General features: G+C 41.3%; 20 protein-coding genes. 9 read left to right on the top strand and 11 right to left on the bottom strand.

Annotation, left to right across the window (positions count from 1 at the left end):
* Window positions 1–11 precede the first annotated feature (11 nt).
* The 6 genes from C509_RS0108305 to C509_RS0108280 all read right to left on the bottom strand — a co-directional run bounded on the left by C509_RS0108305 (window position 12) and on the right by C509_RS0108280 (window position 7505).
* Window positions 12–1295: an N-acetylmuramoyl-L-alanine amidase family protein gene (locus tag C509_RS0108305; protein ID WP_018706460.1), complete on the bottom strand. Its 1284-nt coding sequence runs from the start codon at window positions 1293–1295 to the stop codon at window positions 12–14.
* A gap of 769 nt (window positions 1296–2064) precedes the next feature.
* Window positions 2065–2847 (bottom strand): dioxygenase family protein, encoded by a 783-nt coding sequence (locus C509_RS0108300; RefSeq protein ID WP_018706459.1) that lies wholly within the window; start codon window positions 2845–2847, stop codon window positions 2065–2067.
* Window positions 2848–2867: 20 nt separating this feature from the next.
* The gene (locus tag C509_RS23660) at window positions 2868–3416 is read right to left on the bottom strand and encodes an FAD synthetase family protein (protein ID WP_018706458.1); all 549 of its coding nucleotides are present in this window, start codon (window positions 3414–3416) and stop codon (window positions 2868–2870) included.
* Between the two features lie 29 nt (window positions 3417–3445).
* Window positions 3446–4990, bottom strand: coding sequence for a 4-hydroxyphenylacetate 3-hydroxylase N-terminal domain-containing protein (locus C509_RS0108290; RefSeq protein WP_018706457.1), 1545 nt, complete (start codon window positions 4988–4990; stop codon window positions 3446–3448).
* 188 nt (window positions 4991–5178) lie between these two features.
* A complete protein-coding gene (locus C509_RS0108285) occupies window positions 5179–6999 on the bottom strand; it encodes a XylR N-terminal domain-containing protein (RefSeq protein ID WP_018706456.1) in 1821 nt (606 codons plus the stop codon).
* A gap of 41 nt (window positions 7000–7040) precedes the next feature.
* Window positions 7041–7505, bottom strand: coding sequence for a flavin reductase family protein (locus C509_RS0108280; RefSeq protein ID WP_018706455.1), 465 nt, complete (start codon window positions 7503–7505; stop codon window positions 7041–7043).
* A 411-nt stretch (window positions 7506–7916) separates the two neighbouring features.
* Here C509_RS0108280 and C509_RS0108275 point away from each other — a divergent pair, with 411 nt between their 5' ends.
* Window positions 7917–9401 carry a GGDEF domain-containing protein gene (locus C509_RS0108275; protein WP_018706454.1) on the top strand — a complete coding sequence of 495 codons (1485 nt, stop codon included), beginning with the start codon at window positions 7917–7919 and terminating at the stop codon, window positions 9399–9401.
* Window positions 9402–9491: 90 nt separating this feature from the next.
* Here the strand turns inward: C509_RS0108275 and lepB are convergent, their stop codons facing one another.
* Together lepB and C509_RS0108260 are read right to left on the bottom strand one after the other, a co-directional pair.
* A complete protein-coding gene (gene lepB, locus C509_RS0108270; protein ID WP_373315248.1) occupies window positions 9492–10061 on the bottom strand; it encodes a signal peptidase I in 570 nt (189 codons plus the stop codon).
* A 544-nt stretch (window positions 10062–10605) separates the two neighbouring features.
* A complete protein-coding gene (locus C509_RS0108260; protein ID WP_018706451.1) occupies window positions 10606–11139 on the bottom strand; it encodes a YceI family protein in 534 nt (177 codons plus the stop codon).
* A 153-nt stretch (window positions 11140–11292) separates the two neighbouring features.
* Here C509_RS0108260 and C509_RS0108255 point away from each other — a divergent pair, with 153 nt between their 5' ends.
* From C509_RS0108255 to C509_RS0108230, 5 genes are all read left to right on the top strand, one after another.
* The gene (locus tag C509_RS0108255; RefSeq protein WP_018706450.1) at window positions 11293–12585 is read left to right on the top strand and encodes a pyrimidine-nucleoside phosphorylase; all 1293 of its coding nucleotides are present in this window, start codon (window positions 11293–11295) and stop codon (window positions 12583–12585) included.
* A gap of 78 nt (window positions 12586–12663) precedes the next feature.
* Window positions 12664–13218, top strand: coding sequence for a nitroreductase family protein (locus tag C509_RS0108250; protein WP_018706449.1), 555 nt, complete (start codon window positions 12664–12666; stop codon window positions 13216–13218).
* Window positions 13219–13493: 275 nt separating this feature from the next.
* The gene (locus tag C509_RS0108240) at window positions 13494–14045 is read left to right on the top strand and encodes a DUF7010 family protein (protein ID WP_018706447.1); all 552 of its coding nucleotides are present in this window, start codon (window positions 13494–13496) and stop codon (window positions 14043–14045) included.
* A 147-nt stretch (window positions 14046–14192) separates the two neighbouring features.
* Window positions 14193–14660, top strand: a complete 468-nt coding sequence (locus tag C509_RS0108235; RefSeq protein ID WP_018706446.1) for a MarR family winged helix-turn-helix transcriptional regulator — start codon at window positions 14193–14195, stop codon at window positions 14658–14660.
* Window positions 14657–17788, top strand: coding sequence for an MMPL family transporter (locus C509_RS0108230; protein WP_018706445.1), 3132 nt, complete (start codon window positions 14657–14659; stop codon window positions 17786–17788). Before C509_RS0108235 ends, C509_RS0108230 begins: the two co-directional genes overlap by 4 nt.
* Before the next feature lie 1055 nt (window positions 17789–18843).
* On the opposite strand, the gene C509_RS0108225 is transcribed toward C509_RS0108230, so the two are convergent.
* Window positions 18844–19473, bottom strand: a complete 630-nt coding sequence (locus C509_RS0108225; RefSeq protein ID WP_018706444.1) for an SGNH/GDSL hydrolase family protein — start codon at window positions 19471–19473, stop codon at window positions 18844–18846.
* Window positions 19474–19545: 72 nt separating this feature from the next.
* Between C509_RS0108225 and C509_RS0108220 the strand changes: the two genes are divergently transcribed.
* Entirely contained in the window at window positions 19546–20094 is a 549-nt protein-coding gene (locus C509_RS0108220) for a histidine phosphatase family protein (protein ID WP_018706443.1), read from the top strand.
* Window positions 20095–20470: 376 nt separating this feature from the next.
* Here C509_RS0108220 and C509_RS0108215 read toward each other — a convergent pair whose 3' ends face one another.
* Together C509_RS0108215 and sspO are read right to left on the bottom strand one after the other, a co-directional pair.
* Window positions 20471–22105: a SulP family inorganic anion transporter gene (locus C509_RS0108215; RefSeq protein WP_018706442.1), complete on the bottom strand. Its 1635-nt coding sequence runs from the start codon at window positions 22103–22105 to the stop codon at window positions 20471–20473.
* A 192-nt stretch (window positions 22106–22297) separates the two neighbouring features.
* Window positions 22298–22435 (bottom strand): small acid-soluble spore protein O, encoded by a 138-nt coding sequence (gene sspO, locus C509_RS25510; protein WP_018706441.1) that lies wholly within the window; start codon window positions 22433–22435, stop codon window positions 22298–22300.
* 256 nt (window positions 22436–22691) lie between these two features.
* On the opposite strand from sspO, the gene C509_RS0108205 reads away from it, so the two are divergent.
* Window positions 22692–24173: an aldehyde dehydrogenase family protein gene (locus tag C509_RS0108205; protein WP_018706440.1), complete on the top strand. Its 1482-nt coding sequence runs from the start codon at window positions 22692–22694 to the stop codon at window positions 24171–24173.
* A gap of 333 nt (window positions 24174–24506) precedes the next feature.
* The gene (locus tag C509_RS0108200) at window positions 24507–25472 is read left to right on the top strand and encodes a hydroxyacid dehydrogenase (protein WP_018706439.1); all 966 of its coding nucleotides are present in this window, start codon (window positions 24507–24509) and stop codon (window positions 25470–25472) included.
* The last annotated feature ends 46 nt before the right edge of the window (window positions 25473–25518 follow it).

Raw genomic sequence — 25518 nt, 5'->3', positions numbered from 1 at the left:
GCCTCGTTTTTTTATTCGTTAAAATATGATTCCAATCCATTATAAATGCTGTTTGAAACGAGTTCTTGATATGACTCGGTTGTAACATACTGTCCTTCATATGAGTTGCTCAGATACCCAAGTTCGAGCAAAGCAGCCGGTCTGCTGTTTTCCCTGATGACATGATAGTTCCCGAAGTGTGTTCCCCGATTGTTCAGAGAGAGTGAACTGTCAAGTACTTGATTGACGCTACTGGCAAGGTCGTACTGATACCCGTGGTGATAATACGCAGTAATACCATTTGCATCGGGATGACTGGAACTGTCGTAATGGATACTGATAAACGCATCGGCATTAGAATTATTTGCAGCAGAGGTACGCGTGTCAAGGTTGACGTAGTGATCATCCGAACGGGTTAAAATAACATTTGCTCCTGCAGAACTTAGTTTTTGTTGAAGACGTCTGGCCGTCTGCATTGTCAGTTGCTTCTCCGATACTCCTGTATAATTGGATGTTCCCGGATCATGACCGCCATGTCCCGCGTCCAGGACAATCGTTTTTCCGGCAAGTCCTGGAGATATATTGGATGAATTGGACGCAGTTGCCTCTGTTGACTGTGTATTTTTACCAGACGAAACGACCCAGCTCGCCACATATGCTTCCCTACCGCTTGCCAAGGTAATTTTATACCAATCGCCTTCCTGTCCGACAACCGGATACCTTTCTCCCTGCGATCCTCTTGTTATAACAGGAGCTGATGTATCGGCCCCGGACCGGAGATTGGTTTTGTCATTTGAAATATAGACAAATCCTTTAGACGGTTCGTTTATAGCCTTTGCTTCTCCGGGAAATTGAAGGTATTGTTTGCTGATCCAGGCGCTTTGATTGTTGTAGACGATGTTCGCCCAGCCGTTGTTTTCGCTCGCCACTGTCACTCGATCGCCTGTATGTAATTTACCGATAATATTGGCTGATAAAGAAGGATTGTTTCGGACATGTACATTATTGTCTGTAACAGTACCTTTTTTGCCAGTACCATCGCTTTGGCTGCCGTTTCCAACAATATATCCGGCGACCCAACCTGTACCGCCACTGGGCAGTTGAATCTCATACCACCCAAACTTTTCCTGGATCACTTGGAAACTTTCATTCCTGTCGGCTTGTGCAATAACATTGGCCGCGTTGGAAGGTTCACTCCGAATATTCGCCTTCTGAACTTGAATTTGAACAGTATTTGCAGCATTTGCCATCAAAGGGTTTGTTTGTGAAAAAACAAGGAGCAGCAATGTCAGACAGAGTATAGGCTTTCTTATCATAACCACCACCTTTTCCAAGTTAATGATTATTTTAGCATTTTTTGTCATATTTTGGTGTTCGCAATATCAGTATTTCAATAATTGAGAAAAAAGTCTCGGTAATTGTAATAAAACTGTTTTTTTAGAATTTAATAGTTCCTTTAATTCAAGAGGGGGATTGCTAAACTAGTTTGAATGCTATTTGAAAATCCACCGGCTTTATGATTCTTGTTTCTTTCAAGGCTATGAGTTTTATTGGTGGTCTGGGTTATCTCTTATACCCCAAAATTTAATTTGTTTGGAGTCAAACGTTGCTATATCTACTGAGTTTCAATTTTTTTTCAGATTGTTTACAAGGCAAGATCCTGGATTGGAGTGATTGTGGGATTTAATTTTCTGTCTATCACCAGTTCCTGCTTGAATGTTTTTTTCAATACCATGTTACTCAATACAGGAGAATCTCTTACTTGATCCTGCTTGGAATATTTGAGAAATGATCAGTCGTGTCTAAAATGTTGAACAAGGAAAAACGATGTGAAATGAAATGATGGGGGGATAATCAATTTTTTGGGAGATCTCAAACAGATTCATGAAGAGTCAAGGCCGACGCTTTTGTTTAGAGCGGACTTCTATAGCTCGTATCATCGTAGAATCGGCTGATTTGATAGGGATATCCAGCAATTCCGTCGTCATTCGCTTAATTCGTAAGGATGACAAGAAATTCTCCACCTTGTTTATAGACGACTTAAGAAAAAGAAGGGACATGTTCAATGCCCCTCTTGTAAGATCCCTACTTTGGTCTCATGAAAAAATTTAATGAGGCTTCTTTGTGGTCATCTTTGTCCTCCAATGTAGTAAGCAATTCTGTACGCACTCCATCAGCCACATCCGTTTCCAGCCATTCATCCCCTTCGAAGAACACCTGAGTGATCAGTGTCTCATGGCCTTCTGCTTCAAACATAAGGTGGAGGTGGGCCGGCCTCATGGGATGCTGGTCCATATACTCCAAAAATTCTCCTGTGGGACCATCTGTCGGAATTGAATAAGGAAGAGGGACAATGGTTTTCACTTCAAAATTCCCGTTTTCATCCGTATCAAAATGGCCTCTTAAGTTATATCTAGGTGCGTCGGAATCGAAAGCAGAGTACTTTCCGGTATTATCGTTTTGCCACATCTCCACACGAATATTTCCAAGTGGCATTCCGTCTGTGTTGCTTACACTCCCTTTAAAATACAATACTTCACCTGCCTCATCCGGCCGTTGAGTCAGGACAAGTGGTTCACCCGGTCGACTTTCTACCAGCGGAGATCCCTCGATGAAATAAGGACCAAGAAGGGAAGGTTGGGTTCCTGGCTTGTCTGTATACATTGCTCTCAGTACGTGAGTTTCCAGGAAAACATCCGCATATAGAGGGAGTTCACCTTTTTTTCCAAGGCGGTCCGCCCAATTGACAAAGTTGGTATATTCTTCGTGGTTCAATTTTGCTTCCTTCAAGAAATTTTGGATATGCTTAATGAATAAATGAAAGACTTCTTCTACACGTTCATTCCGTTGAATAATTTGTTTTTGCATGGATGAACTCCGCCCCTTTTTTAGACATCTAATGTTTTTAGGCTTTCTCTTCCGAGTAATTGGTAAATTTCGAGCCAATCATTGTTTTTCAACAATTCTCTTATTCTCGTAGATGATATTTTTTTACCTTGATCACAGGTAACAAAAGGGTAGGTGTTCACTTGAAAATAATTTGATAGGAACTTGATGTCTCCTTCTTTTCCTTTGCCAAAGCGAAAGTCGCTGCCCACCCAGACTTCACAGGCTCCGATTTGTATAAGTTCATCGAGGAAATCTGCTGAAGGCCTAGCAGCGTAGTGCTCATTGAAGCTTGCAACGATTATATAATCAACGGTAAGCTTCTCCATCAGAGCTAATTTTTCATCCAGACTTGTCAACACTATCTGTTTTTGAAAATAGGCTCGGGGAGGAGGATCAAAGGTATATACAACAGATGGCACGTCCAGTTCACGAGCTCTTTTTACTGCTTGTCTAATGAGTTTCTGATGTCCCTTATGCAAGCCGTCAAACGCTCCTATGGAAACTACAGACGAGGGAAGGAAAAGCTCGCGATCCTTAAAAACTCTCATGATGTTCCTCCTCTTGAAAAATAGTATTGTCAGTTTTTAAAGTAATTGACATCATCAGGGTTAATCCAAGTTTCATTGACCCATCCATCAAGGTCATAATCAGCCATACATTGTTCAGCAAAAGCAATATATTTTTCAGCTTCTCCTGAATCATTTGCAGCTGACAGGTTCTCCAGGCGAATGTTTTCGTGGTTTCCTGAATAATTTCTTTCGTACAATTCATGGCGTCCGCCATATTCCGTTCCGACAACTTCCCAAAGTAATTTGATTAACTTAATCTTTTCAAGAGAAGTGATTCCATTGGAACCCCGGTAAAGTCTATCTATCAGAGGTCTCAGCTCGGGGTTCTTAAAGTCGGCAGCACTTGACGGCTGAACGATAAGGTTTCCCGCAACAACATTCTCAATGATGCCTTTGATCTGCGGCCATCCTTCAGACATGAAGACCCGGTAGGCGAGACCGTATTTAAGATTAGGAAGAACAGTCCCATTCCGTCCGGGATCCGGATTCATTGCCATGGAATCGCTCAATGACCAAAAAAGATTTTTCCAAGCCAACACTTCACCGACATTTGCTTGTACACCACGGAATTGGTCTGTACCGTTTGTTTTCACTGCTTTCAACAATAGTCCTGCAATAAAGTCGAGCTTTACTGATAGTCTTGTCACCCCATGAAAGGTAAAACGATGAAGGAATCCACTTTCCGGAAAAAAGCGATTTGCCTTTTCTACATCTTTATATATAAGGATGTTCTCCCAAGGGATTAAAGCCCTGTCGAAAATGAGCACTGCATCGTTTTCGTCAAATCGGCTGCTTAGCGGATAGTCAAAGGGACTTCCCATGACGGCTGCCTGCATTTCGTATGATTGGCGGCAGATCAGTTTGACGCCAGGTGTATCCATCGGTGCAATGAAAACCAATGCCATATCTTCCGAACCGACAGGTACTGCTCCATAATGTGCAACGAAGTTGTAGTTTGTTAGAGCAGACCCAGTGGCGACCATTTTTGCACCGCTTACAATAATACCTTCGTCTGTTTCTTCCTCTGCCCGTACAAAAACATCGTTTACTGCTTCCATAGGTTTATTGCGGTCAACAGGAGGATTGATAATGGCATGGTTAAAGTACCAGTTTCTTTCTTGGGCCTCTTTATACCAAAATCTTGCATTCTCGTCATAGGGGGCATAATAGTCGGGATCCGCTCCTAGAGTGGCTAAGAATGCAGCCTTATAATCCGGGGATCTTCCCATTTGCCCGTAAGTGATTTTGGCCCACTCGGCTATGGCATCTCTTGAGCCTATAAGATCATCTGCAGTTCTATCGAATTGGAAGAATTTCTGTGTGAAGCCTTTATTGCCGGTATCAGTTTCAGTTGTAAGTATCGACTTTGTTTTTTCATCATGTAAAGCGTCATACTGTCGTGCGATTGATCTTGCTGCATTTCTGAATGCCGGGTGGGTGGTAACGTCTTTGACTTTTTCTCCATTGATCCACACTTCGCGATTATCTTTCAGACTTTCTAGATATTCTTTTCCGGTTAATGGCAGCTTTGTTTTTTGCTCTTGGGTAATCATATTTAACCTCCTTAAGAATTGGCCGCTATTGAAAGCGCTTTATAATATACTTTTATTATCTACTGGTTTTTGAATTATTTTAAGTGCAAAACAATACTGATATTTTAGATAAAACTAGTGTTTTTTACGGTTATGCACCATAAAATAAAAAAGCCTGTCGGATTGACGTCCGACAGGCTATGTTAATTCTACATTAAATGAATGTCACTTCTTTCAATATATTGGTTTTGATTAATTGTGATGGCAAAATAGATTTGCAGGGCCAATTGGCAATTGAAGCGACCTTCACCAGTTTTAAGATTTACATTACATAAGCACTCGATCCTTTCCAGACGGTAACGAAGGCCTGCTATGGAAAGATGGAGCTCATCTGCTGTTTGCTGAAGATTTCCGTTATTATCCAGGTAGGTCTTTAAGGTGATCAAAAAGTTGGATTGATTAGATTGATCATATTCAATGAGCCCACCGATTGTCCTTTTATAAAAGGCGATCAAATCATTTTGATCTGTCCCTTTTAAAAACATCATTACTGTTGCAACATCTTCATACAAGGAGATAATGCTTTCTGACGGATTGGTAAGATGGATAAATTCACTGATATACTTGGCATCCTCATAACTTTTCTTTAAAGTGGGAAAATTATTGGATTCTCTTCCAATTCCAATATAGAATCTAAGAGTATTAAATTCACTCCCTAAATGTACAAGAATATCTGAAGCAACCTCAAGAGAGTTTTCGGCTTCCTCTTTAGTCAATACCATATGGATATACTCATCATTGGCAAAGATATCCTTATTGGAGAATGCCGGGGCAAGCTTTAATAGTTGCATGACCTCCTTTCTGTTTTCTGATGGCTCCACTTTAATTGAAATCACTCTGTTTATATCGCATGGGTGGAAATGGAAGAGGTGTGAAAACTTCTCAAAGTCCTTGCTGTCAAAGTTATTTAGTATTTCTTCAAAAAAATTCTCTTTCTTTCTCCAAAGTGAACGGGCGATTTTCCAATCATGATACATTTGAATGGTAAAGACTGAAAGCGCCCTATTAATGACCAGTTGATCTCTATGTGACATTCTTTCCTTTCCAATCACAACGAGACGGCCCAGGTTGATGTTGTTTGCCCTGATGGGGAAGGTGGATATGTCGTTTTTTCTTTCTTCATTATAGATGGATTTGTCTGCCCAATTATGATATATAAATTTGTCTTCTTCGTTTAAAAAAGCGCTTTCAATTTCTTTGTTGTAATAATCAATAACAAGACTTCTCTGAATGGTATCCCCAAGAAATTGAATTGTTTCAGAGAGTGGTCTGTCTTCAAGAAGGAAATAAGTCAGGTTCTGTTGGATTTTATCCGATTCAATTATATTTTGATTGATTTCATTTAGTTCCTTGTAAGCCAGGTCCAATTCAGACAACAGGGATTCAGCTTTATAATAACTTAGACCAGCTTTTTTCTCTTCTTCAAGTTCTGCCACTGTTTTCGCAGCAAAGCGGCAGGTGGGATCGCCTTTTCCGACACACATTTCTTCGTATGCAATGACATCTTTACCAAAAGTGCTTGTCAAGTACCCGCTTGCATAACCAACCAGGATCCAGCAGACCTCATCGTTACCCAGCCCGTAATATTCAATGTGTTCCTGTGCTTCAAAAGAATTCCTCCAAAATCCTGTAAAATGAATTGAGTCTTCTGTAAGTTTGATTTGATCCGGTTCAACCGTTACGACACCCTCTAATGTGTGCAACATCGGGCCGGCCAGCATCAATTCCTTGATGTTTTTCCAATTGTACATCGAAGCAACGGATTCACCATCTTTTTTTCCCCATTCCCAGCCATACCTCATAAGGAATCCCTTTGCCCTTTCCATGCCGAGGGTATTGATCAAATCCCGCCTTAACAAACCAAGAGCTTCAACCGAAACTAAAACCATTCTTTTATGGTTGAAGGTAATCATACCTGTTCGGGGATTTGTTTCAAACAGGTCATCAAACAATAATTGGCCAGCCTTCATCTACCTTACCCCCTGTCCAATTTAGAGAGAATGAGAAAGCATCACTTGGCGGTTGCAACTTCTGAAAATTGTCCGCAATAATAGAGAAGAGGATCGCCTATATTATATTTGAAATGTTTTACCTCACCAAGAAAAAGCACATGGTCTCCTCCATCGTAAGATGCCCATGGCTCGCACTCAATATATGCCAGGGAGTTTTTAATCCGCTTTCCCAATAAGCCGTCTTCCCACTTAAAAGGCTGGATTTCTTTAGGGCGTCCTGCAAAGTGCATAGCAGTCTCTTGCTGGTCCCTTTTTAAGATATTGACTATAAATTTATTATTCTCAAGGACACTTAACGCTTTTGCTTTTTTATCAACAGAAACCAAAATCAGCATTGGATCAAGTGAAACAGAAGTAAATGAATTGGCAGTCAAACCATGGGTCCCTGTTTCCGTTTCACTTGTTATGACCGTGACCCCCGTAGCAAATCTACCTACACAATGACGAAATTCTCTTGCATCCATATGAACCTCTCCTTAAAATATTAAATGCTTTATTTCAAATTGTAACAATATTTAATCTAATAGGATACTGCAAAAAATAGTGGACAATTTCATTTTTACTTATAAAAAGTTTGGACTATCAACAGTAGAAAGCTTCCAACTTTCGAAGGGGGAGATTTTGAGGTTTATTTCATGTTGTATAAAAAGAGCACGATATGATCTTCCGGGCTCCAGTGATTCAATGCAAGCGGATCATGAAGGCCATTTCTCCGGGCTTTAAAAGGGAATAATCAATGAATAGCACTTTGTGAATAGTTAATGGAAATACACTAGAATTATAAGCCTTAAGAACGATTAGTTATTTCCTATTCTTCTAATTAATAGTATAATAGTCCTAATTACCTCTGTTCATTAAAAGGAGTGCAGCCTCCCTTGAATAAAAACTTTAGACTGCAACTTACATTGATTATGATAGCGTTCTCCATTTTCATATCATTGGTAGTCGCTTTAATCAATCAGGAAAAGATCAGGAACAAATTGTTTGATGAACATAGATTGAAGCTTAATTTGATTGAGGACAATATATTGAGCTCTTTGAGCTCAATTGACAAGGCATATATGTTATTTGACAAAGACATGGCGGAAACAATGGAAGCGAATTCGAAGGAATTGATTTCTTTATATGAAAAAGAGCCAGATTTTGAGAAATGGAATTTTAAGTTTTTAAAAGAAAAATATAATATGGATGTACATATCCTCGATAACAGAAATGTTGTTATATACAGCAGTGAGAAAGATGATATCGGCCTTGATTTTCGTGCTTGCTGCGTCAATTTTTCTAATCTGCTTAACCAACGGCGGCACGATGGGAAATTTACACACGATGGCATGGACATTGTACAAAGCAGCCGGGAATTAAAGAAGTTCAGCTATATGCCGACACCAGACAGGAAATATATGATTGAACTGGGCGTTTCATTGGAACAAGGGGAGATATTTAAGCATTTTAATTTTTTGACTGTTGAACAAGAATTGGAAAATAGATTCTCCATGGTCGAGTCCATCAAGGTTTATAATAGTGGTGGATTTATTCTGGGGAGTTCCAAAAAAGATGAGGATGATCTAAGGAATTCCACAGATAAGTGGGAGACTTTTCGAAAGGCATTGAAATCCGGGAAAACTAAGGAGACAGAACGGGAGATAGACGGGAGAAAAATCACTTATCATTATTTACCGTATAAAGCCGAGGAGCAAAGAGGCTATTCCACCAGCCGGGTTATTGAAATCGCCTATAATAAAGAAGACTTGAACCATGCTCTAAATCAAAGTCTAAGGGAGTTTTTTATCCAGCTTTTTGTTATTTTCGTTGCGGCCATCATCATTTCGCTGATCATTGCCCGGCAGGTTGCAAGGCCGATGTATCTTGCTTTCCATGACCCTTTGACAGGTCTGAATAATAGAGCGGCTTTTGAAGAACTCCTCAAAGAATATCAAAGTAAAAAGAAAGGTAATCTGGCTTTGATGATGATAGACCTTGATAATTTCAAGTTGGTGAATGACAGCTTGGGCCATGCCGAAGGAGATAATATACTTAAAGCAGCAGCCCACGAAATCCTAGCAAACGCAGGAAGAGAAAACCATGCTGCAAGGCTGGGCGGAGATGAATTTGTCGTGATTTATCCGGACATCGAAGAAGTAGAATTGAAAAAGGCTGCTTCTACGCTTATTGATAGAATGCAGTGGCTTTTCAGGGACATCCGGGAAAAAAAACATATAGATGTTTCCATCAGTGTGGGCATTGCCATGGCAAATAGCGAAGATGATGTTGACAGCCTTTATGATAAAGCAGACCGTGCGCTTTATGAGTCAAAAGAAAACGGGAAAAATCAATTTAACATTTATAAAATGAGTAGTTAAAAAAGTGAGGGCGTTAGCTCCTCACTTTTTGTTTTGGATATAAGTCAGTCAGGTGGAAGAATAAAGGATTATCAGACCATGCTTTTACATTTACTTCGTTACTCTGATATTTTTGAAAGGGAACAAGACGAATTTACTTTTTCCGATAATCCGGTCCCTCTCAATGAAACCGAGGGAAAATCCGAGCCGGTTCCGGCTGTCGATGCTGTTAAAGCGGTTATCCCCCATGACAAAGAAATGGTTGTCCGGAACAATGATCGGGCCGAAATCCTCAGTCAAGTTGGTGCCTTTTTCTTTTGCAGCTTTCATATTTTCCTTAAGATAAGGCTCTTCTATTACCTGCTCGTTTATAAATAACTGATCATCTTTCATTTCAATGATGTCGCCCGGAAGCCCGATGACTCTTTTTACATAATTGGTTTTTGGTTCATCACCTTTGATAATGACAATGTTTCCTCTGTTTACATCTCCTGTCCACGAAATCGTTTTACTGACAATGATTCTTTCATGATCATGTAGTGTAGGCTCCATTGAGGCGCCATCAACAATCATCGGTGAAAACAGGAAAGTCCTGATGACGATCACCAGTCCCAAGGCAAGCAGGATGGGAGGGATCCAGCCGGTTATACTTTTTGCACTCCGTTTATTTTCCATAGTAATTCCTCTCAAGTCTCTCTTTGTAACATTATTTTCTCTGAAAGCAGGATTTCTTGCAACAAATAGCTGGAATATTTTTCTTATCTAGTATTTTTGGTTGATTTTGTGAAAAGTATAGTAAGTCTTTTTTGAAAAGTTGAATTGAATGTAGTTGAGAAGTTTCCCATTCAAGGAAACGTATTGGGTTTGGCCGTCTTAGTGGTCATCGGCGGAACTTTTCGAAAAATGTTTCCCAAACGGTGGGAACTCGATCATGCCGCTTGTCGGAATGATTCTCGGAGGCTGCATCTTGAAAAATTGTCCGTCAAAATAGAGAAGTCTTTGAGCGGATGCGGCAAGGTTTTGTTGTCTTCCTCGTCATTTCAAAGTCCATCTTCACATTTATAAAGCTCCGTGCCAAATTGAAAATCGAGAAAGATCAAAAGACGAAAGAGGACTCGGGTATTGAATAGTTGTCTGAAAATCAGGAGTCTACTGAGAAAAAAATCACTAATTAAAACAACCATGCGGATAAATGTTATCCGCATGGTTATTTTATGTTTAAAAATTATTCAGCTTTTGAAGCCTGGATTTCCATATTGATTTTCACTTCGTCACTAACAAGTACTCCGCCGGTTTCCAATGGGGCGTTCCATGTCAAACCGTAATCACTCCGTTTGATTTTTCCTTCAACGCTGAAACCTGCTTTTTGCGCACCGCTCATAGGATCCTTCACTACTCCGCCTGATGTAACAATAAATGTTTCGGTATTTGTAGCGCCGTGCATAGAAACATTACCCGTAACAGCATAGTCGTCTCCCTGTTTTTCAATGGAAGTTGAAGTGAAAGTGAGTTTAGGATACTTTTCCACTTCAAAGAAATCGGCTGAACGAAGATGGTTATCACGGTCTTCGTTTCCTGTATCGATGCTTGCAATGTCAATGGTAAATTGAATATTTGCAGTTGTTAGATCTGCAGGGTCTGCTTCGATTTCAGCATCAAAATCCCTGAATGCTCCTTTAACTCTCGAAATCATCATGTGGCGAATTGAAAATTCAATTTCGCTGTGTGCTTTGTCTAGTGTCCATGTGGAATTGGCCATTTTTAATAATTCCTCCTAATTAAGTTACTTTTAGTAAGCTTGTAAATTTATTATAGTTAGTATTTCTTTGTTTGTAAAGTATCTTTTTGACAAGGTATAAAATTCAATTGATAATCACATTAACGGATATTTTGCCAAAGGAGTGACAGGATTATGCGTATGGTGGATATTATTGAGAAAAAGAGAGATGGTTTAAGCCTGACGCCGGAGGAAATACGCTTTGTGATTAAAAGTTATATAAATGATGAAATCCCTGATTATCAGATGTCTGCTTTATTGATGTCTGTTTATTTCCAGGGAATGACTCCTGAAGAGACGTCTGTCTTGACCACAGCCATGGCAGAGTCTGGAGACCAAATCGATCTATCCAAAATTGATGGAGTTAAGGTTGACAAACATTCGACAGGAGGCGTGGGAGATACAACCACATTGATTTTAGCTCCGCTTGTGGCAGCGGTTGGTGTTCCAGTAGCTAAAATGTCCGGGAGGGGGCTCGGTCATACGGGAGGAACGATTGATAAGCTTGAAGCGGTTCCGGGATTTCATGTGGAAGTGAGCGAGCAGCAATTCATCGATTTGGTGAATAAAAATAAATTGGCAGTCGTCGGGCAATCTGGAAATCTTGCTCCGGCGGATAAAAAGTTATACAGCCTGCGTGACGTAACGGCAACTGTCAATTCAATCCCTCTAATCGCAAGCTCCATCATGAGTAAAAAAATTGCGGCAGGTGCGGATGCCATTGTTCTGGATGTAAAAGTAGGATCTGGGGCCTTTATGAAAGAGATGGAGGGCGCTCAGGCTCTTGCCTCAACGATGATAGCAATCGGGGAACAGGTTGGAAGGAAAACTGCCGCCGTAATTTCTGATATGAATCAGCCCCTTGGATATGCAGTTGGAAATGCATTAGAAGTGAAAGAAGCCATCGATACATTGAAAGGGTGCGGCCCAGCAGATTTACATGAACTGTGCCTCGTCCTCGGCAGCAATATGGTTGTACTGGCAGGGAAAGCACGAAATGAGATAGAGGCGCGCACGATGCTGGAAGAAGCTATTGCAAATGGAAAGGCGTTGGAAGTTTTCAAAACTTTTTTAGCGGCACAGGGCGGAGATGCATCGGTTGTCGACCATCCGGAGAAGCTTCCTGATTCCACGTTTAAAGTGCCGGTTTTATCTGAGTCGGATGGTTTTGTGGAAGGAATTGCTGCTGATGAAATCGGGACGGCTGCTATGCTGCTTGGAGCGGGGCGTGCCACAAAGGACTCAGTGATCGACCTGAGTGTCGGGATTGTTTTACATAAGAAGATTGGGGACGAAGTAAAAATAGATGAGCCAATCGCCACTATTCATAGCAATACAGAAGATGTCGCGGTTTCTGCAAGGAAAATCATACAGGCCTATCGGTTTTCAAATGACCAACCTCCCGCGGTTCCTTTGATAAAAGGGTGAAATCCCTTTCTAAAAAAACTCTTCCATGATATGATAAATGATAGAGATTCTCAATTACGACATGGGGGTAATATAAAAGTGCTTGCAACGAACTCGATTGCGGATGTTATTCGTAACAGGACTACGGTAAAAACCGGTTTTATTGATAAAGAAGTGAACCAGGAGCTTGTTTTATCACTATTGGAGGATGCGGTTTGGGCTCCGAACCATAAAAACCGGGAGCCTTGGAGGTTCATCTTCGTTTCTGGAGAACGGAAGGGTGATTTTATTGAAGCGGTTTTGGAATGCCAAGAGCCTGCCAAACATGCTGCTGCTAGACGGAAATTTGAAGAAGTACCTGCATTTTTAATCGCGGTGATGGATGCTGATCCGCGCCAAAAGGTATGGGAAGAGGATTTTGCTGCAACAAGCTGTCTATTGCAGAACTTCCAGCTCCTTGCCTGGGAAAAAGAACTGGGTGTCTGCTGGAAAACACCGGCTCACATTCATGATCCGAAATTCCGTTCAGCTATCGGAGTGAAGCCGGGAGAAAAAATAATCGGAGTTTTGCACCTTGGCTACTTTGATAAAGATATCGTCGGACGGAGAAAGCGAGAAAGGACAAATCCCGTAGAAAAATTGACCGCTTTTTAATAAAGATGGTATATGTACCTGTCCGATTATGGGCGGGTATTTTTGTGGGAAAATGGAAAGGGATTCCATGAAATGTGGGAATTTGATCTAGGAAGCATATTGGATCTAAAGTTATGGAGCATGCTCCGGGAATCTAACATGGTTTCAGTTAGCAGGTCCGGAGTTGAGAAATATTCAGCGTATATAAAATAAAGTTTTTCAAACCGTAAAAATGGTATGTTCTGTCAGCAGAATGCGTGATAAACTTGCATATAAGAAACTCGTAGGAGGAATATATGAATTTATCAAACTTAAAGACTGATTTGGCTTTAGAAAGTAAAAATGGCATTTCTTTTTTGTCTTCGGCGGTCGTTATTTGGATCATTTTCACGATTATTTTTTTGCTTCCGCTGGACATTAAACTGAAAAATATATTTATGCTTTGTTTTTCGGGGATTACGTTTCCATTGGCAATCGTCTTTTCCAAACTCTTTCAAGTCGATTGGAAAAGCAGGGGACTTCCTCTGAGCGATCTGGGATTAGTGCTGAATTTGGCACAGTTGATGTACTTTCCTATCCTGCTTTTGGTGTTTGTCCGTTTTCCATCAGACATGGCAGCGGTTTTTGCGATTATTACTGCGGCCCATCTATATCCATATGGGTGGCTTTACCAGGCAAAACCTTACTCTCTATATGCTCCGGTAATTTCGATCCTTATCATGATATTGGGATTTATATCCGGTGATCGACCTTGGATAATCCCTCTTGTTATGGCGACCTCTCTTGTCTTACTCAATTTAGCTTTATTTGCGGATTTGAAGAAAAAGTTGTCTTCCCGCAGTTCCTGAACCTCCAATGGAGGTTTTTTTACTTGGGATAGATGGGTTACTACCAGGAAGTTTCTACATAAATTCTATTAGTCTACAGTATTGATATTTTGCCCATTTTTCATTGACACTGTCTCTCGCTTTTTATATAGTTGAGGGGGTCAACTATTGAGGGGGAGAATTAATTTGGAGAATAATCAATTGATCTTCGATCGTTTCATGAGTATCATGCTGCACGGGAGAAAAGGGATGTCGACCCTTGTCTCAGAACAGCTTCTATATGAACTGTCACTTGAGCAGTTTACTCTCATACGAATGGTCTACAGTCACGGACCAATCCGCGCTTCCGAATTGGCTGACCTGCTTTTTGTACATAGAAGTGCTATTACTGTCAGGGTCGATAAACTTGTAAAAAAAGGATTGCTGGAACGCGAAAGGGATGAAGATGACCGCAGAAATGTGTATTTGAGGGTCACAGAAAAAGGAATAGATTTTTACCAAACGCTGGAAAGTAAAATCAACGAATTTGTTGAAGCGATTATACATGATATTCCAAAAGATGAGATGGAGAATTTTTTAAATGTATTTGAGAAAATTGCCACCTATATCGAGAAATACGAAGGAGAGAAATCATGAGAAGCATTTTACGTTTCAGATGGTTGGTTTTAGTCTTATGGATTGTTGCTGCAGTTGCATTAATCATTAAGTCTCCCGATATGAACCAGCTCGTAAGGGATAAGGGGCAGCTGACAATTGCCGATGGATACCCATCTACAGTTGCAACAGACATTATTGAAAAACATTCATCCAAGGAAAAAGGGACCGAAGCGTTCATCGTTGTTTTTCATGATGATAAAAAATTGACTGACTCACAGCTTAAAAAAATTCACGCGACAGTTACCAATTTGGAGAAAAGTAAATCTGAACTAGGTATCAGTGAAATTACCTCTCACTTTGATGACAAAGAATTGGAGAACCAGCTTGTCTCGAAAGATGGGAGTACCGTGATCGCATTAGTTGATGTCAAAATGGACGGCAGGGAAGTCAAAGATGTCCGCGGCCCCTTGGAAAAGGAAATAAAAACGGAGAACGTGGACACCTACATGACAGGAAATTCACTGATTAATGAAGATGTCATTATCAGCAGCGAAAAAGGCCTGAAAAAAACGGAAGTGATCACAATCATTTTTATCATGGTCGTCCTGCTTCTTGTTTTCAGGTCGGCGGTCGCTCCGTTCGTGCCACTGCTGACAGTTGGGATGACGTATCTGGTAAGTTCGACAGTTGTGGCCTTCTTGGTGGATAGTTTCAATTTTCCGGTCTCCAATTTTACTCAGACGTTCATGGTAGCGGTATTGTTCGGTGTCGGAACGGATTACTGCATTTTGCTCCTGAGCCGCTATAAAGAAGAATTGTCGGCAGGCCAGGATATTCCGACCGCAATCGTAACGACGTATAAGACTGCAGGAAAAACGGTCATCTACAGTGCGCTTGCCGTAATGATCGGTTTCGCTTCGATTGGTTTTGCGACATTCAAGCTATATCAGTCGGCGGTCGGTGTTGCTGTCGGTGTATTCGTTTTGATTATCGCATTGTTTACACTTGTTCCGTTTTTTATGCTGACATTGAAAAAAGCTCTGTTTTGGCCGGTAAAAAAAGACATTTCCCACAAAGAAAGCAGGATTTGGGGATGGATGGGCAATCTGGCGATTACACGTCCGCTGATTGCTCTTGGGATCGTCGCGATATTTACTGTTCCGCTTCTAGTCAGTTATGACGGCGATCTTTCTTTTAACTCGTTAGATGAAATAGGCGACGAATACGAGTCTGTTAAAGGATTCAATATCGTAGCTGACAGCTTTGGACCAGGAGAAATCATGCCGATACAGATTGTCCTCGAAAATGATGACTCGATGAAATCGAAGGAGTATTTGACTCTGATCGAGACAATCGGAAATGACCTTGAGAAACTGGATCATATAGAAAAAGTCCGCAGTGTCATGCGGCCGACAGGCGATAAAATCGAAGAAATTTATGTAAAAAAACAGGCGGATGAGCTTGGAAAAGGAATCGGAGAAGGAACGGAAGGCATTTCCAAGATCCAGAGTGGGCTTAATGAAGCGGCTACCTCCATCAAGGATTCCAAGCCTGAATTGGATAAAGCGACTGCGGGCATCGGCGATTTGACAGCCGGTACAAAGGAGCTTCAATCAGGTGTCGGCCAATTGCAAAACGCATTAGGTGAAATTGAAAAAGGAATACGCCAGGGTGCTTCCGGTGCGGGCGAACTTAAAAAAGGGGTAGCCCAGGCAAGCAGCCAGGCATCCGAACTACAGTCAGGCACAAGAGAATTGCTGAAAGGATACAAAGAAGCGCAGGCAGGTCTTGAACAACTGATTATCGAATACGGAAAAGTACCGGTAAGTCTGGAGGAAGCTCAGCAGCAGCTCGGGGGTCTTGGAGAACCGCTTGGCAAACTGGTCCAGAACCATCCTGAAATTGCCGGGGATCCAAATTTAGCAGATATCCAGTCACGGATTGAAAATGCAACGAAGCAAGTAGCGATTGCAGGAGGAACGGTATCTGCCTTGAATGGTGAGTTGGGAAAAGTCCAATCAGGTCTGGAGGCAGCCAATGGGCATCTTTCCGAAGCTGTTGAAGGCTTGGGTCAATTTTCGTCCGGCCTGAAAGAAGTGGAAAAAGGTTTGGGTGATTTGGAATCAGGCTTGGGTGAGGCGACGTCAGGCCAGCATCAGGTTGTTGAAAAAATCCCCGCCATTGCTTCTGGAATGGAAGAAATTGCAAGCGGTCAAGAAAAACTCCAATCCGGATTCGGACAGGTGGGTGACCAGCTCGATCAATTGGGAGACGGTTTATCCCAAAGCAGTGATGGACTCGCAAAAATTGAAGACGGGTTCGGGGAAGCGAAAAAGCATCTGAACGACATAGCGGAAGATACAGATTTGCAGCAATCAGGCATTTATATACCGGACCAACTGCTGACAGACAAAGATTTTCAGAGAGTGTACGATGTTTACATGTCTGATGATGGAAAAATGACGACAATGGATATCGTGCTTGATTCCAATCCATATGCAAAACAATCAATGGAGATGATTTCAAGCATTGAAGACACGATTGCCAAAGCAACGAAAAATACGAAGCTTGAGCAGGCAAACGTCGGAATCGGCGGCGTTACAAGCATGAATCGGGATCTGGAGTCCATGTCCGACTCGGATTATACGAAAACGGTCACTTTCATGATGGTTGGAATCGTCTTGATATTGGTTGTTTTACTGCGTTCACTTGTCATGCCGGTTTATATTATTGCATCGCTTCTTTTAACCTACTATTCTTCCATCGCCATGACTGAAGTGATTTTTGTCAATATTCTTGGCTATCCGGGAATCAACTGGGTGACTCCATTTTTCGGCTTCGTCATCTTGATTGCCCTTGGGGTTGACTATTCCATTTTCTTAATGGACCGCTTTTCGGAGTATAAGGAATTGGATGTCAAAACAGGCATCATCCTTGCCATGAAAAACATGGGCACCGTCATCATGAGCGCAGCCGTCATATTGGCGGGAACTTTTGCGGCCATGCTGCCTTCGGGGGTTCTCTCGATGCTCCAGATTGCCACCTTAGTATTGTCTGGGTTATTATTCTATGCATTAGTGATTTTGCCGCTGTTTGTTCCAGTGTTGATCAACATATTGGGGAAAGCAAATTGGTGGCCATTTATTGCTGTGAAAAAGGATGAGTAATGGAACAAAACCGGGAGAGTGGATGCTTTCCCGGTTTTTCAGTGTATTTTATCTTGAGTACCAACCTGCTCACCATTAGGAAAATACTCATGAGAACAGGGGATACTCTTGGGAATGGGAAAATACTCTTGTGATAGTGAAAATACCCTTGGGAATCGGAGGATACTCTTGAGAATCAGGGGATACTCATGAGATTTTGGAAATACTCTTCACTTTCGAGGAATACTCTTGAAATTTTGAAAATACTCTTCACTTTCAAGGAATACTCTTGAGATTTATAAAATACTCTTCACTTTTCAGGGATACTCTTGAGATTTTGGAAATACTCTTCACTTTCAAGGAATACTCTTGAGATTTTGGAAATACTCTTCACTTTCGAAGGATACTCTTGAGATTTTGGAAATACTCTTCACTTTCAAGGAATACTCTTGAGATTTTGGAAATACTCTTCACTTTCAAGGAATACTCTTGAGATTTATAAAATACTCTTCACTTTCAAGGAATACTCTTGAGATTTATAAAATACTCTTCACTTTCGAGAAATATTCTTAAGATTTTACGAAATACTCTTCACTTTCAAGGAATACTCTTGAGATTTATAAAATACTCTTCACTTTCGAAGGATACTCTTAAGATTTTGAAAATACTCTTCACTTTCGAAGGATACTCTTGAGATTTTGGAAATACTCTTCACTTTCAAGGAATACTCTTGAGATTTATAAAATACTCTTCACTTTCGAGAAATACTCTTAAGATTTTACGAAATACTCTTCACTTTTCAGGGATATTCTTGAGATTTTGGAAATACTCTTCACTTTCGAGGAATACTCTTGAAATTTTGAAAATACTCTTCACTTTCGAAGGATACTCTTGAGTTTTTGGAAATACTCTTCACTTTCAAGGAATACTCTTGAGATTTTGGAAATACTCTTCACTTTCGAAGGATACTCTTGAGATTATGAAAATCCTCTCGAACTTCGAAAAATCCCCACTAAATTTATAAATTTTTATGATACGTTTGGGTATACGGGCATGAGTTGTAATGGGAGCACCCCCTACAACCCCTCCAAGAAAGTTAAAATTTTATTATGAAAATACTGATGCCCTTGGCTGTTTGGATGTAGACCATCCGGCATAAAAGTGGAAATGAAAACGGGATTTTTCGCATAAATGCCACCCTCAGAGAACATGTCCTTGCAGGGAATTCCATAAAATCCTGTCACTTCTTGGATCGCTTCAGCATATTGTTTCAGTGTCTCACCTTTGCTGTTCCAATCGCCCTCGTTTTTTCTCCATCTGGGGAGAGGCGTAACGGCGCTCAACTGCTTCGTTGGATATTTTTTGATCAATGCTTGAAAAAACAAATGCAGAGAACCGTAGAATGATTCGTTGTTTCGGTCTTGGCACATTCCCAATGGCTTGTTGCCAAGACGAAAGTCATTTGTCCCGCCAAACACTGTGATGTAATCGACATCTAGCGGTGTTCTTTGAAGTCTCTCCAAAAAACTTTCCTTAACCGTGAATCCGGTTCCTGATACTCCATAATCCAATACTTTACATCCGGTTTTTTCACTTATATAATCATGATATTTTTTCGTTGTGGGATGATGTCGCTTGTCGGTGATGCTATCTCCAATGATGAGCCACTTTTTACCTGTCAAATTGTACTTCCGATTTTTAAACATCATTCAACTCCCCTTTCTTATCTCTACCCGTTATGTACAACTTTATAATAAAATATAGAGTGAGGTGGAGTTATGCGCATCGGATTGGTCAGACATTTCAAGGTGAACTGTGAAAATCCTCAATTTAATATGACATCAAGCCAGTTCGAGGATTGGATCCGTCAGTATGACGAAGCAGAAATTTTCCATACGGATAAACAAAGAACAGAAATAAAATGGGATCTTTGCTATTCAAGTGATTTTCCTCGTGCTGTCCATACTGCGGAAAAAATAGCATCCTGCCAAATTGTTGAAACACCGTTACTTCGAGAGGTCCCCCTTACTGCTTTTTTAAAAACAAGGCGGAAGCTGCCTTTTCCAATTTGGAATTTGGTTGGAAGGTTGGCATGGCTCGTTTCCCAATCTTCGCAACCGGAAACACGAAAAGAATCGAGGGAAAGGGCGCGGGAGTTTCTGGATCTTATCAGTAAAAAAGAAAAGAAGAATTCTTTAGTAGTATCGCATGGATTTTTCCTTTATGTCCTTGCAAAAGAGCTTAAAAGGCAGGGGTATAAGGGTCCGCGGAAAAGAAGATTTGAAAATGGAGGGCTGTACATATATGAAAAGGAGCAATCGACATAGACTGTTTGATCCTTTTTTCTAGGCGTTTTTCTTTTTAAATGATATTCGCCTGTAATTTCAAGAGTGACGGCACCCATACGTAGTGTCGATCAAGATTACGATCACGACCGTGATTGTCACGAACCGCCCCGGTGAAGCAAGGGTATCTTTGGATCAACAGCCGCGTCAGAATAATTGTATTAAAAGAAATCAAAAGTCCAAAAGTCATTCAAAAGAAAAATTGCTTCTCAGTTTGAGTATATTTGTGATTTTTTTCTGACCCTACAAATCAAGGAAAAAGCCGCAAGAAGCAATTGATGCATGGAATCCAGAAAGTAATAAATATACCCCCAGTCCGAGTTGACATCTTAGTCAAAGAAATATGAAAAAAAGGGAATCAATCCGCCGCTTCTTTTCTTCGGTAGAATGATTCCTTTGCGCTTTCTTCATCCGGAAAAAAGGATGAAGCACCAATCTTTTCGTGTAAGCCGCTTTTTTTGAATAAATCGAGTCCCCAATCAGGCAAACCTGAAACAAGGACAGTACTCCCTGCTTTTTTTATATTGTCAATAATCAGGTCCAGTTTATCTTCTCCTGTTGCATCAATCATCGTCACATACTGCATATCAAGCAGGATGACCCTTGGCATCCTCCTAATGGAGGCCATCAGAGAATGTTCGAAGCTCTGTGCGGTTCCGAAAAATAACGGTCCCCTAATGGTGAATTTTTTAATTTGAAAGTGTGCCGTCAGATCCAATGATTCTTGTCGCTGTCTTTGGATGTCGACTGGGTCGTCAATTTGAAGTTGTTCGCTTTTCTTTTTTACAAAAGACAGAACCGCGAGCAAAAGGCCGGCTTGCACAGCAACCGTCAAGTTGATGAACACAGTCAGAAGAAATGTAACGGCAAGAACTAAGGAATCGCTCGTCCTTAATTGAAATATTTGTTTAAATGATCTGTACCCGCTCATATTCCAAGCGACAAGCATGAGAAGCGGGGCCATGGCTGCCAGTGGAATATAGGAAGCATAAGGTGCAAATAGAAGCAGCGTCAGTAGGACGAATACACTATGAATCACTCCGGACAGCGGGCTCGCTGCACCGGATTTAATGTTTGTCGCTGTACGTGCGATTGCTCCGGTGGCGGGGATTCCGCCGAACAAAGGTGTGATAATATTCGCAATCCCCTGCCCAAATAATTCACGATTGGATTTGTGCCTGTCCCCTGTCATTCCATCTGCGACAACCGCAGACAGCAGTGATTCAATGGCTCCAAGTGCAGCGATGATCAATGCTGGAGTGAACAACATTCCTATTTTTTCTAATGTGATTTCAGGAAACTGAAACTTGGGAAGAGATTGCGGAATACCCCCATACGCTGTTCCGACTGTTTCTACCTGCCCCGGAAAAAGAAGGGACGCAAATATGGTAGGAATGATCAACCCTACAAGCAGCACGGGAATTCGCGGGAACAATCTTGGCACAAAAATGATAGCAAGAAGCCCGATGGCAGCGGTCAAGATGCTGTACCCGTTCGTTTCACTCAAATGGCTAAAAAACTCCTCCATATTCTGGTGAAAATACTCATGGTTTTCCAAATTCAAACCGAAAAAGTTGCCAAGCTGTCCAGTGAAAATGATGACAGCAATACCTGTTGTAAAACCGATTGTAACAGACCTCGGAATGAAATGAACAAGACTTCCGAGTTTAAAAAAGCTCATCGCCACAAGCATAATTCCTGCCATCAATCCGGCAATCAACAGATCCTCGTAACCGTATTGAAGCACTACGGCAAGCAAAATCGGAATGAAAGCTCCCGTAGGACCCGCGATTTGATAGCGCGAGCCGCCGAGCAAAGATACAATCAATCCGGCAATAATGGTTGTGTAGATACCATATTCAGGCTTGACACCTGAAGCCATGGCAAAAGCCATCCCAAGAGGAATGGCTACGATACCGACAGTGATTCCGGAAATGAAATCTTTGCGGAGGCTTGCAGGCTGGTAATCGCGAAATCGATCATCAGCAAACAAAAAGCAACACCTCTATTGATATTTTACTTAAATAAAAGAAAAATGAATGGAATTTGTATATCTAACTTTACTATACTCTTACATAAAGGGAAAATCAATGGAGAAATTTTATAAACATACAGTTCGTTGAATAAAAAATGTCTGTAAACGATAAAAATCTTGGAAGCGAGAAAAGCTCGCTTCCAAGATTTTTTACTGATTCTTCTTCCTCTTTTTATTGTTGAGTCTTTGCGCTGCGGTTAATGGCTCAGTTGAATCAATCTTCGCTCCGAAATCCTGCTTCTTTTCAGGGTTCATGCCTTCAATGTTAGTTTGTGTTCTTTTAGCCATCCAACTCACCTCCAGTATGTATTTTGTCTTTGTCCCGCTTTAATATTCGGTGAAAAGCTAAGGTAAAGGCTCATTATTCTTCTTATTCGTTTTTAAAAAATCTTGTGTGTTACCCCATTATTTTCGTACACCGTTGACCATAGAATGATAAAAGTTAAATTTTTAAAGTAATAGTATGCAAGCGCTTAGATTAATATAATTAATGGATGAACGGCAAATTTGATTCACAGATAATCAATGGAGGAGGAGTCAGCGAATGGAACGATATGTAAACTATATTAATGGAGAATGGGTTCCTTCCGAATCAGGCGAATTCATTAAAAATACGAATCCAGTAAACGGTGAGGTACTTGGCGAGGTGACGAGTTCAACTGTCAAAGATGTGGACCGGGCGGTTCAGGCAGCTAAAGGAGCGCAAAAGAAATGGGCCCTTGTCCCGGCTCCTGAACGTGCAGATGTTTTATATGATGTGGCGAATTTGCTTAAAGAACGTAAGGAGCAATTGGCACAAGTCCTGACAAAAGAAATGGGAAAAGTCATTGCCGAAGCACGGGGAGAGGTGCAGGAAGCAATCGATATGGCTTTTTACATGGCAGGAGAAGGCCGGCGTATGTTCGGCGAAACGGTGCCGTCCGAGTTAAGGGACAAGTTTGCCATGAGTGTCCGTGTACCTGTGGGTGTCGCAGGCTTGATTACGCCTTGGAATTTCCCGATCGCCATCGCATCCTGGAAGTCTCTTCCTGCATTGGTTGCAGGTAATGCCGTCGTTTGGAAGCCGGCATCCGAAACGCCATTTTTGGCAGCGGAATTTGTAAAAATCTATGAAGAAGCCGGGCTTCCGAAAGGGCTTGTCAATCTTGTATACGGCTCCGGAAGTGTTGTAGGAAATGCGATTGTGGAGCACCCGGAGATCGACCTTGTTTCCTTTACAGGCTCTAATGAAGTCGGCGCAAAAATCAACGGCCGTGCGGGTGAACTGCTAAAGCGGACTTCACTTGAAATGGGCGGAAAAAATGCCGTGACTGTATTAGAGGATGCGGATCTGGATCTGGCGGCAGATGGAATTGTATGGAGCGCCTTCGGCACGTCCGGACAAAGATGCACTGCTTGCAGCCGTGTCATCGTCCAGGAATCTGTCAAAGCGGCATTGGAACAGAAAGTCCTCGAAAAAATGAAAACACTGAAACTTGGTGACGGCTTGGATGAATCAGTTGATGTAGGACCTGTAATTAATCGTTCCGCTTTGGAAAAAATACATGAATACGTGAAAATCGGCAAGGAAGAGGGAGCGAAGCTTCTGGCAGGCGGGGACATCGCTACAGAAAACGGATTGGATAAAGGAAATTTCTATCAGCCGACTCTTTTTACAGATGTCAAATCGGATATGCGGATTGGGCAGGAAGAAATTTTCGGACCGGTCGTATCTTTTATTCCGGTAAAAGATCTGGATGAAGCGATCGAAGTGAACAACAGTGTGAAATTTGGGCTCTCCAGCTCCATTTTTACAGCTGATGTAAACAAAGTTTTTCGCGCTATGCGTGATTTTGATACAGGCATTGTCTATGTGAATGCTGGTACAACAGGTGCCGAAATCCACCTCCCATTTGGAGGAACGAAAGGAACAGGTAACGGTCACCGTGATTCTGGCGTTGCTTCACTTGATGTATTCACTGAATGGAAATCAGTTTACGTGGATTACAGTGGAAAAATTCAGCGGGCGCAAATTGATAATTACTAAATAAAAAAGCGGAAGTGCCTGCCTATCGATAGATACTTTGAACAGAAATCCGGTAGGAGCTGCTTAGGGAGACTACCGCTGGAAGGACGAGGACAGCGGTGGCGATTGTGGAGGAATTTATGGCTTTTTGTCCAAGCGGCGAAGGGCCTTTTTTTATTACGGATAATTAGTTAAATTGTATCTCTTAAAATAATTCAGAATGTAAGCGTTGACAAAAAATACGTATTCAGTTTATTATTACTTGTAGTACTGGTCCTACCAGTTGAACAAGTTTATTTCTCATTTCTCTTCTATTCTAAAAATAATAGCTTAATAGTCAGAGAGGAGCGTATTATGGGGTTTCTTGTTTACATACCACAAGATATTGAAGAAGAGGGAAAAAAATACTTAACGGAAAAAGGCTATGAATACAAGATTGGGTCCGACCTTTCACAGGAGACACTTATAAAAGGGGTCAAAGAATGTGACGCGATTCTCACCAGATCTAATGCGATGATTGATGAAAATGTCATCAAAGCAGGAAAGAAACTTAAAGTGATAGCCAAGTATGGAGTAGGGTTGGATAACATTGACGTCGAGACTGCAACAGAAAGAGGCATTTACGTAACGAACACTCCTGAGGCAAATGCAAATGTGGTGGCAGAGCATGTTATGGCATTTATGCTGGCTCTATCCAAAAATCTGCGATCTATGGATAGGGAACTTCGAAAAGGGAATTTTGCTTACCGTAGTGAGCGTTTCAGTGTCGATTTGGAAAATAAAACCCTAGGAATTATTGGACTCGGAAGAATAGGACGTTTAGTGGCAAAAAAAGCATTCCATGGCTTTGACATGAAAGTAATCGGATACGACCCATACATATCAACATCAATTCCAGGAATAGATAAAGTCGGTGATTTGGATCAAATATTTATAAACTCGGATTTCATCAGCCTCCATCTTCCATTGACTGAGGGGACAAGAGGGATAATTCGCAATAGCCATTTTAAAATAATGAAACCATCCGCATACTTCATTAATGCAGCAAGGGGCGGTGTCGTAAATGAAAGTGATTTAATAGACGCTCTAGAACAAGGAGAATTTGCAGGAGCTGGAATCGATGTTTTTGAACAAGAACCGCCTGACAAAAATAATCCACTTTTTAAGCTCGAAAACGTAATTTTAACACCACACTCTGCAGCCTTATCAAAAGAAGGGGCAGATAGAATGTCATTGCATGCAGCGATGCAAGTAGATCAGGTTCTTAGAGGAGAGGAACCCAGTTGGGCTGTAAATAAAGTGTTAAGCAAAAAAGCATAAAGTTGAGTTTTTTGATCCTACCAATTCTACCTGTTTATGCTTTGGC

Source organism: Siminovitchia fordii DSM 16014 = CIP 108821, assembly GCF_000374565.1.
In the GTDB taxonomy this organism is placed as follows: domain Bacteria; phylum Bacillota; class Bacilli; order Bacillales; family Bacillaceae_C; genus Siminovitchia; species Siminovitchia fordii.
This window is presented reverse-complemented; position numbering and strand designations above follow the sequence as displayed.

What these genes read in the sequence shown, in the direction of transcription:
- C509_RS0108305 (WP_018706460.1), bottom strand. Translation starts at nt 1,295, where the DNA reads ATGATAAGAAAGCCTATACTCTGTCTGACATTGCTGCTCCTTGTTTTT.
- C509_RS0108300 (WP_018706459.1), bottom strand. Translation starts at nt 2,847, where the DNA reads ATGCAAAAACAAATTATTCAACGGAATGAACGTGTAGAAGAAGTCTTT.
- C509_RS23660 (WP_018706458.1), bottom strand. Translation starts at nt 3,416, where the DNA reads ATGAGAGTTTTTAAGGATCGCGAGCTTTTCCTTCCCTCGTCTGTAGTT.
- C509_RS0108290 (WP_018706457.1), bottom strand. Translation starts at nt 4,990, where the DNA reads ATGATTACCCAAGAGCAAAAAACAAAGCTGCCATTAACCGGAAAAGAA.
- C509_RS0108285 (WP_018706456.1), bottom strand. Translation starts at nt 6,999, where the DNA reads ATGAAGGCTGGCCAATTATTGTTTGATGACCTGTTTGAAACAAATCCC.
- C509_RS0108280 (WP_018706455.1), bottom strand. Translation starts at nt 7,505, where the DNA reads ATGGATGCAAGAGAATTTCGTCATTGTGTAGGTAGATTTGCTACGGGG.
- C509_RS0108260 (WP_018706451.1), bottom strand. Translation starts at nt 11,139, where the DNA reads ATGGCCAATTCCACATGGACACTAGACAAAGCACACAGCGAAATTGAA.
- C509_RS0108255 (WP_018706450.1), top strand. Translation starts at nt 11,293, where the DNA reads ATGCGTATGGTGGATATTATTGAGAAAAAGAGAGATGGTTTAAGCCTG.
- C509_RS0108240 (WP_018706447.1), top strand. Translation starts at nt 13,494, where the DNA reads ATGAATTTATCAAACTTAAAGACTGATTTGGCTTTAGAAAGTAAAAAT.
- C509_RS0108230 (WP_018706445.1), top strand. Translation starts at nt 14,657, where the DNA reads ATGAGAAGCATTTTACGTTTCAGATGGTTGGTTTTAGTCTTATGGATT.
- C509_RS0108225 (WP_018706444.1), bottom strand. Translation starts at nt 19,473, where the DNA reads ATGTTTAAAAATCGGAAGTACAATTTGACAGGTAAAAAGTGGCTCATC.
- C509_RS0108220 (WP_018706443.1), top strand. Translation starts at nt 19,546, where the DNA reads ATGCGCATCGGATTGGTCAGACATTTCAAGGTGAACTGTGAAAATCCT.
- sspO (WP_018706441.1), bottom strand. Translation starts at nt 22,435, where the DNA reads ATGGCTAAAAGAACACAAACTAACATTGAAGGCATGAACCCTGAAAAG.
- C509_RS0108205 (WP_018706440.1), top strand. Translation starts at nt 22,692, where the DNA reads ATGGAACGATATGTAAACTATATTAATGGAGAATGGGTTCCTTCCGAA.
- C509_RS0108200 (WP_018706439.1), top strand. Translation starts at nt 24,507, where the DNA reads ATGGGGTTTCTTGTTTACATACCACAAGATATTGAAGAAGAGGGAAAA.